Here is a 7,817-nt window from a genome sequence, read left to right as displayed (position 1 = left end):
GGCCACACCGACTGGGTGCGCACGGTGACGACGGTGGCGCTTGCCGACAGAGGCACGATGCTAGTCAGCTCTGGCGAGGACGCGACGATGCTGCTGTGGGATCCGACCACCTGCCTGGTTCTCGACGAGCCGCTCACCAAAAACCAGGTTGGGGCGCCGGTGAGCGCGCTCGCGTCGTTCACACTCGCGAACCGGCGGCCACGCCTCGCAAGCGGCGGAGGCGAATCCATCCGGTTATGGGATCCTAGTAGCGGCCGACCGGTCGGCGATCCGATCACAGGCCAGACGACTCGAGCGCTGGCCGCGACGAAACTGCCCGGTGGCCGCGTCCTGTTGGCGTCCGGCGGCGCTGACCGGTTGCTGCGTGTATGGGACGTCACCGCTGGCGGCCCCGGTGACCCGGGCGTTGGCCCCGGCGCGGCAGTGCGAGCCGTGGTGGGTGTGACGATGTCTGACGGACGAACACTTCTATGCTCCGGCGGTATCGAGAAGGCACTGCGGCTGTGGGACCCGGTGACCGGGCTCCCCATCGGCGAGCCCCTGGCTGGCCACACCGCCACGGTGCGGGCGCTGACGGTGATCGAGTTAGTGGACGGGTCGAGGCTGCTGGTCTCGGCGGACGACGACGGATCAGTCAGGTGCTGGGATCTGAATACCTTGGGGCCAGCGGACGACCCGCTCGGCGGGCCCGGGTCTCCAATCATGTTCGGGCATAACCGTCGAGCAGTGTGGGGCCTGGCGTCGTTGGTGACGCCTGACGGCCGTCGCCTGCTGGCCACCGCGAGCGCAGACCGGACCGTGCGGCTGTGGAGAGCCGTTGACGGAGCCCCCGTGGGACAGCCGCTGAAGGGCCACCGCAAGGCGGTACTGGCTGTGGCAGCCGTCCGGCTTTCCGATGGGCGGACCTTACTGGCGAGCGGCAGCGACGACGCCACCATCCGGTTATGGGACCCCGTCAGCGGCGACGCGGTCGGTGATCCCCTGACCGGTCACACCAACCGGGTACGGGCCGTGGCCTCGGTGTCCACGCCCGATGGCGCTCTGGTTGCCTCCGGCAGCGCCGACGGAACCCTCCGATTGTGGAATCCCGTCACCCGCCGTCAATACGGCGACCCGCTGACGGGGCACGAAGGCCCGGTGCTGACGGTGTCTGAGGTGCCGTTGCCGGATGGACGCTCCCTCCTGGCGTCCGGCGGAACCGACGCCACCGTTCGGCTGTGGGACCCCACCACCGGCGCAGCCGTGGGTGAGCCCCTCACCGGTCACACCGGCTGGGTGCGCGCGGTCGCCGCGCTAACCTTCCCTGACAAGCCACTGCTGCTGGCGACTGGAGGCGAGGACCGCGCCCTTCTCCTCTGGAGCCAGACCGGAGGTGTCTACGTGTCGCGAGCAGACGCGCGCAGAATATTTATTGTACACGCCAGCGAAGATAAACCGACTGTGCGTAAACTACATGGGGACCTTCTTGCGGCAGGTCACGACCCTTGGCTTGACGAGAAAGATATATTTCCGGGTCAAGACTGGGACTACGAGATTCAGGAGGCGATCGAAAGTGCCGACTGTGTCGTGGTGTGCCTCTCTGAGGTAGCAGTGAGCAAAATCGGCTACGTTCAGCGGGAGATCAGGAAAGTTACTTCACTGGCCGATGATCATCCCGATGGGGATATCTATCTAATTCCAGTCCGCTTAGATCGATGCGAGACCCCTCGAAGGCTCGCCCGCTGGCAATATGTAGACTATTTTGAGCCCAGCGGCCTCCAGCGTCTCTTGTTGTCCTTGAAGGCGGTTCGAAGGAAATAGCAGGGCGGTCTCCAGCGGTCAGTGCACCACCCGCATCGTGCTGGGAGCAGGGGGCTCGGCAAGCTTGATCGCGATCGGGCAGGCTCCTGATCTGCCCCAACAGCCCGATGCGAACCCCTGCTGAGGGTCCCGACGCGATGCGGGCGGTGCACTGACCGGGTTGAGACCACCTTGGCGCCGGTCAGGGGATGGTGACGCCGACGACCCGGAGCGCGGTGACCACGAGGACCTGTGGGGTGCCCGGGGAGAAGCGGGCCTCCCAGCCGGGCTGGAGATCAGACAGATGGCGATGGGACACGGTGATATGGCGTTGGTGGTCGAGTGTCACGTGAATATTCCCGGCGGTGAAACTCACCGGTGGGTCCACGCGGGTGAAACCGGCATCGAGGAGGAGGTTGATGACATCCTCGGCGGTGATGGGGTGCGTGCCGGGATCGTCGTCACCGGTGGCAGGGGCGATGGGCATGATGAGGATGCCTTCTTTCGGTCGCGGGGCGGGTGGTCGGGGGATGGTCCGGCGTCGGCGGGGCTGGCGGTAGTCGACCCGCACTCCGCCCGGGAGGATTCGGGGCTGGGACCAGAACGCGAGGTAGCCGTCGAGCCGGTGGACGTCGCGGGCCAGGGCGTGCGCGTCGATCCCGGGCTGGCCGTCGGTGTAGTACAGGGCGTGGGTGGACAAGTCGAGCCATGCCCGCGCGCAGTGCGCGTGGAGTTCGTCCTCCATCCGGTGGGCACCGCACCCGCCGTCGGCGAGGTAGCCGGCGACGATCCCGACCTGGTTCCGGGCCGCGGCGAGCGCACCGGTGCCGGTGAGGGGGCCGGTGGGCCAGGGGGGCTGGTCGGGGGTGAACCCGACCCGGGTCAGGAATTCGTGCACGTGTCGGAGACTGCGACCGAGTAGGTCGAGAACGTGCGCCGTGCGCGTCTCCTTTTCCTCCGCCGTGGGGATGTTAATGCTGGCCACGTCTGCTCACCTCCGCATGATTGGCCACGCCCGGTATTCCATCGGGTCGGCGCGGTCCCGGTCCGATATCGGTGTCACGATCGGGGTTGTCGGGGTGTATTGGGTGCCGTGAAGATAACTTGATCGTTTCCGGTATGGCAATGGGTTTGGAAAAGAGTCTTGAAACGGGTGAAGAGATTCAGGTCACTTCTCTGTGGGGCTGGCTGGATGGGGGTGTGCAGAGGTACTCCTGAAGCGGGCCGCGGAACAATCCGCGCGATCGGAAAGGAGAACGCCGCTATGACTACCACCGTCGAAAATATTGTCGGGGCGGGGAAGAAAATGTCGGTGAAGGAGGCGGTGCTTGGCGCGTTGACCGCCGCGGACGGACCGCTGACCGTGGTGGAACTGGCCGTGGGCACGGGGATATCCCGCTCGGCGGTGGCCGCGACGCTGACCGTGTGGGAAACCGCCGGGCAGGTGCGCCGGTATCGGGGTGAGCGGACCGGGAAGCGGCCCGCCCCGGACCGGTGGGCGCTGCGGGCGGCCGGAGGCCTGGATCCGGTGGACACCCGCGGTGAGCCCGCCGGTCCCACCCCGGCCGACGGCGGTGCCTCCCGGGCTGACACCGACGGGCCGGACCTACCGGCCGCCGAGGACACGCCGGTGGTCGGCATGGCCGCGGATGCGTCGACGGCCCCGTCGGACGCCGACGAGCTGGTCGTGCCGGTCGCGGCGGAGAAGCCCGACACCAGTACCGATGACCCCGATGTCGGCGAGGATGTGGCGTCGCTGCCCGGCGGCCCCGCTCCATACGCCCCGGACGCGGCGGCGACCATGCCCGCAGACAGCGCTGGCAACGGCGGGGCCGGGCCCGAACCGGCGTCCGAACCTGCGCCGACCGTGGATGCTGGCCGGCCGGAGAACGTGGTCAACCCGACTGGCGCGGCGACCACACCGGGTCCGTCTGGGCCTCCGGCCGGTGGGGACACCGCCGGGGACACCGCCGGGGACACCGCCGGGGACGGGCCGAGAGGTCGTGGTAGCGGCATGGCCCACGAGACCGCCGCCGGGCTGGCCGCGGACATCGCGACGGCCGCGGCGCTGGCGGCGGCCTGCCCACGGGCCGGGTGCCCGTGGGCGACGGGTCGGGCCGGCCGGGCGCCCGCCCGGCGTAGCCCGGCGGAGCCGACGGTCAACAGTGACGGGCAGCCGCGGATGCGACCAGGTCAGCTCAGCCAGCTGATCTTGGAGTTTCTGCGGGCGCACCCGGAGGGGGAGTTCACGGCCACCGAGCTGGGCCGGGAGCTGGGTCGGTCGAGTGGCGCGATCGGGAACGCGCTGGCCGTGTTCGTGACGACCGGGGACGCGAGGCTGGTGCATGAGCGTCCCCGTCGCTACCGGGCGGGGTGACCCGCCGTCTACGGCCGTCGTCGCGTGGATCCGCCCGGGCCGCCTGCTGTCCCTCGGGGATGCCCGGGCGGCGGCACCGGTGCCCGGCGATGGGCGCCCAGCGGTGCCGCGGGCCGGGCTGGCCGCCTGGCCGTATCGGCCCGCCGGTGCACGGCGCCCGTGCTGGCCACCGCCCTTTTTTCCGATCGTTACCTGGAAGGGATCTGTCTGATGTCTACTGAGGTGTCTACGGACGCCGAACGCCGCGCGCGGGTGGCCCTGTCGATGATCGCGCAGCCGGGTTCGGGGCTGTACCGGGCGGCCGGGCAGCGGGGGCCGGTCGCGGTGTGGGCCGGCATGGCGGCCCGTTTCCTCGCGGTTGAGCCCGGCGCGGTCCTGGCCGGTCATCGCTGGGACGGCTGGCGGCTGGTGTGCCCCGGGGACGAGGAATGGCCGCCCGGCCTGGACGCCCTGGGCGCCGTCGGTCCAGACGAGACCATCCACGCGCCGCTGGTGCTGTGGGTCCGCGGCGCCGGGCACCTCGCCCACGCCACCGCCCACTCGGTCGCGATCACCGGGACTCGTGCGGCGACGGACTACGGCGAGTGTGTCGCCGATCTGCTGGCTGGCGACCTGGCCGGGTGGGGCTGGAGCGTCGTGGCCGCGGCCGGGTACGGGATCGACGCGGCCGCGCTGCGCGCCGCGCTCCGCACGTCCACCCCCGTGGTCGCGGTGCTGGCGTCGGCCACCGACCGGCGCACCCACCGCACCCTGCTCACCGATGTCGAACGGGCCGGCGTGGTGGTGTCCGAGACTCTGCCCGACGCGCCGGCAACCCGGCTGCGGTTCGCCGCCCGCAGGCGGCTCCTCGCCGGTCTCGCCCGTGGCGTGGTCGTCGTCGAGGCCGGGCTCTGCGCACTGGGGCGCTGGACTCCGCGGACGCCGCCGCGAGGCTGGGCCGGCCGGTGATGGTAGTGCCCGGCCCGGTCACCAGCGCGACCAGCGCCGGCTGCCACCGGCTCCTGCGCAGCCACCCGAGCACCCGGCTGGTCACCACCGGCCGGGACATCGCCGACGAGCTGCACCTGTCCGCCCCGGCGACGCCACCCACCGCCGCACTGTATGGAGGCCACGGGTGAAACGCGTCGGTGCCAGCGCAGACCCGGCGATCCTGGCTGCGTTCGAGGAGGCGGGCATCGCGTTGTTCGGAGAGCAGGGGGATCTCGCACCCGGGGACAGCCTGTTCCTCGGCGCAGACCTCGCCACCGACGACATGATCCGCCGGATGGGTCGGCTTGATCTGCCCGGCGTGCCGCTCGTTCTCGTCACCACCCGCCGCTGCGAGGGGACGGACGGGCTGGACCTGCGCCGCCGGGCGCGGGCGCTCGGCGGCTGCGGGGTGTGGGTCCTGCCGGGCTGCCTGCCCTACCTGCGCAGGTTCGTCGCCGTCCTGGACAACCGTCGGGGCCACCGGCCGTCCGGGCCCGCCCCGACCGGTGGCGGTCGGACTGACGGTGTCCGCCGGGGACGGCGGGCTCGCTGTTCCCGGCGACGACATGTCCACCCGACGCGACCGGATCCACGCCGGCCTGCCCTTCCCGACGGTGTGTATGACCGTCGCCTGGAACAACCCGGCCACCCGCGCAGCCGGTTCCCCGTGGACAGGCCCGCCCGGACCGGTCCGGCCCGGTACGGACTGTGACCTCCCCGTGGCCGCGGCGGTGCTCGCCGCGGCCGGGCTGGTGCCCGTCGCCGGGCTGCTCGGCCGGGGTTTCGTCGGCGAGGTGGGGCTCGACGGGAGCGTCCGACCGGTCCACGACCTGCCGGACCTCCTGCGGGCACTGCATGGGTGCGGCCTGCGGCGGGTGGTCGTTCCGACCGGCTGCGAGCCCGACGCTATCCCGGCCGGGCTGGTACTCGAGCCGGTCACCGACCTACACGAGCTGGCCGCCCTGCTCCGCAGGTTGTGACGCCGGTGAACCCATGCCCCCGATGTCCCTATACCGTCGGGTGACCTGACCGCTCCAGCAGGGGATGCGGGGGTGAGCGGCGCGATGCCAGTGTGGCCCGGCCGGGGCCACCGGGGCTGCCCCGCCTGGGCCGGTCCGGTGGGGCGGTGGGCGCACAGCGATGGTGCGGTCCGCCCGTCGGGCGGACCGCACCATCGCTGTGCGCGCGTCCGTGGAATTCAGCCGGTCGTGGATGGCGCTGTCGTGCGTGCGAGTTCGGTCGTCCAACCGAACGTGATCGCCAGGGGTGTGCCGGCCGGCACCGCGACGGGGTCGGACACGAGGTGATCGATCCGCCAGGAGGCGAGGCAGGCCGGGCACACGGTCGTGCTGTGTGGGTCGTCGTAGGGGTACTGGTCGTGGGGCCATCCAGTCGGGGCCTCGTCCGGGCAGCCACCGGGAAATACGGCGTGATGTCCGACGCGTTCAGCACGGGGTCGTCCGGGTAGGTGGCGGCGTCGCGGAGCCGGATAATAATACGGTGATCGACGGTGGAAACGTCCATGAACAATGTCCTTCCGTTCGGATTGTTTTCCCTGCGGTCAAACGTTAGCTCGACCGTCGGTATTGTTACAATCGCGGCGGACCGGTTTTTCATGACTCTTTCCATCAGGCGTTTTCCGGTGTGACCGGACGGGATAACAGGAGTTCGTTCTTTTCTCCGTCGTACATTATGCAGAAGTCGGGCCGTGGTCGCCGTCCTCGCAGCTCATGATTGGTTTTCTTCGTCTGATCGGCGGGTGTCGACGAGCGCTCATCGCCGGCTGTTTTGCACCGGGTTTTTCCTGTCCTGGTGGCTGCCTGCTGGATGTGGCCTCGGTGCCGGGCCAGTGTTGTGGTCGGGCTGCGGTGACAACCCGCAGCGCTGCTTCATTTGATCTTTGATCCTTACGTCGACCGGCGCCGTCGTGCTCATCGAGAGTGTCGGGCACCAGCACGGGTCACCCGGGCCAGTGCGCCGTCCTTCGCGGGTATCAATGATCGGGACGGCGCCGGCCATGGACCGAATCTCCTCACCCGGCAGGCTGATCCAGATCACGGCACAGCCGGAGGCGACCAACCGGGTGGCGCATTCCTGCCCGGGTCCGTACTCCTCCTCCATGAAATACCGTAGGAAATGATAGCGAGGAGGCGGACGCGGCACCGGGTGCGGCCGGAACTGGTTGAAAAGACGGACGATCCAGGCCGCGGGATAACGCGCCAAGTCGTGCCGGACATCGGGGCGGCAGGACCGTGTGACCGCGACGAGAACCGTGCCGTCCGAGGTTCGCGCATCTTCAAACGGTTCCCCATGACGGCCGGAGAACAGTTCCTTCTTGCTCTCTTGGTTCACTACCCGGAGCCGTATTGTTGACTCCTGCGCTTCAGTCTGTTTTCTGCTGTATTTCCATTACACATGCGGCGCGCCGAGGTGGGTTTTCTCCTGCGGGCGGTGGCCATCCCCGTCCCGCGCGGGGCGGGGATGGCCACCGCCCGCAGCCGGCGCAGCACCTCGACATCGGGGAGATCGGCGAGCTGACGGGGCCGGTAGATCTGCCCGTTGGGGCGGAGGATCCCGCCGTCGGGTCGCACGACCGGTGCGGGCCTGGTGGCCGGTCGCGGGCGCGGTGCGGGGACGGGCGTCGGGGCGGTGAACGCGTCGCCGGTCGTCCCGGTGGCGGTGTAGCGGCAGA

At 70.0% G+C, this 7,817-nt stretch carries 7 protein-coding genes; 6 read left to right on the top strand and 1 reads right to left on the bottom strand.

The annotated features are described in order from the left end of the window. Positions 1-1,800, top strand: a 1,800-nt coding sequence (locus tag MJ797_RS18735) for a TIR domain-containing protein (protein ID WP_239336912.1), incomplete at its 5' end; no start/stop codon positions are given. Between the two features lie 181 nt (positions 1,801-1,981). On the opposite strand, the gene MJ797_RS18730 is transcribed toward MJ797_RS18735, so the two are convergent. After that, the gene (locus MJ797_RS18730; RefSeq protein WP_239336893.1) at positions 1,982-2,764 is read right to left on the bottom strand and encodes a hypothetical protein; all 783 of its coding nucleotides are present in this window, start codon (positions 2,762-2,764) and stop codon (positions 1,982-1,984) included. A 279-nt stretch (positions 2,765-3,043) separates the two neighbouring features. Between MJ797_RS18730 and MJ797_RS18725 the strand changes: the two genes are divergently transcribed. The 5 genes from MJ797_RS18725 to MJ797_RS18705 all read left to right on the top strand — a co-directional run bounded on the left by MJ797_RS18725 (position 3,044) and on the right by MJ797_RS18705 (position 6,105). After that, on the top strand, positions 3,044-4,156 hold the full coding sequence (locus MJ797_RS18725) for a helix-turn-helix domain-containing protein (RefSeq protein WP_239336890.1): 1,113 nt from the start codon (positions 3,044-3,046) through the stop codon (positions 4,154-4,156). Between the two features lie 210 nt (positions 4,157-4,366). Next, positions 4,367-5,104 carry a DNA-processing protein DprA gene (locus MJ797_RS18720; RefSeq protein ID WP_239336887.1) on the top strand — a complete coding sequence of 246 codons (738 nt, stop codon included), beginning with the start codon at positions 4,367-4,369 and terminating at the stop codon, positions 5,102-5,104. Between the two features lie 5 nt (positions 5,105-5,109). Continuing rightward, a complete protein-coding gene (locus MJ797_RS18715) occupies positions 5,110-5,274 on the top strand; it encodes a hypothetical protein (RefSeq protein ID WP_239336885.1) in 165 nt (54 codons plus the stop codon). After that, positions 5,271-5,837 carry a hypothetical protein gene (locus MJ797_RS18710; RefSeq protein WP_239336883.1) on the top strand — a complete coding sequence of 189 codons (567 nt, stop codon included), beginning with the start codon at positions 5,271-5,273 and terminating at the stop codon, positions 5,835-5,837. Before MJ797_RS18715 ends, MJ797_RS18710 begins: the two co-directional genes overlap by 4 nt. 7 nt (positions 5,838-5,844) lie before the next feature. After that, entirely contained in the window at positions 5,845-6,105 is a 261-nt protein-coding gene (locus tag MJ797_RS18705; RefSeq protein ID WP_239336881.1) for a hypothetical protein, read from the top strand. Positions 6,106-7,817 lie beyond the last annotated feature (1,712 nt).

Source organism: Protofrankia sp. CiP3, from assembly GCF_917627345.1.
In the GTDB taxonomy this organism is placed as follows: domain Bacteria; phylum Actinomycetota; class Actinomycetes; order Frankiales; family Frankiaceae; genus Protofrankia.
This window is presented reverse-complemented; position numbering and strand designations above follow the sequence as displayed.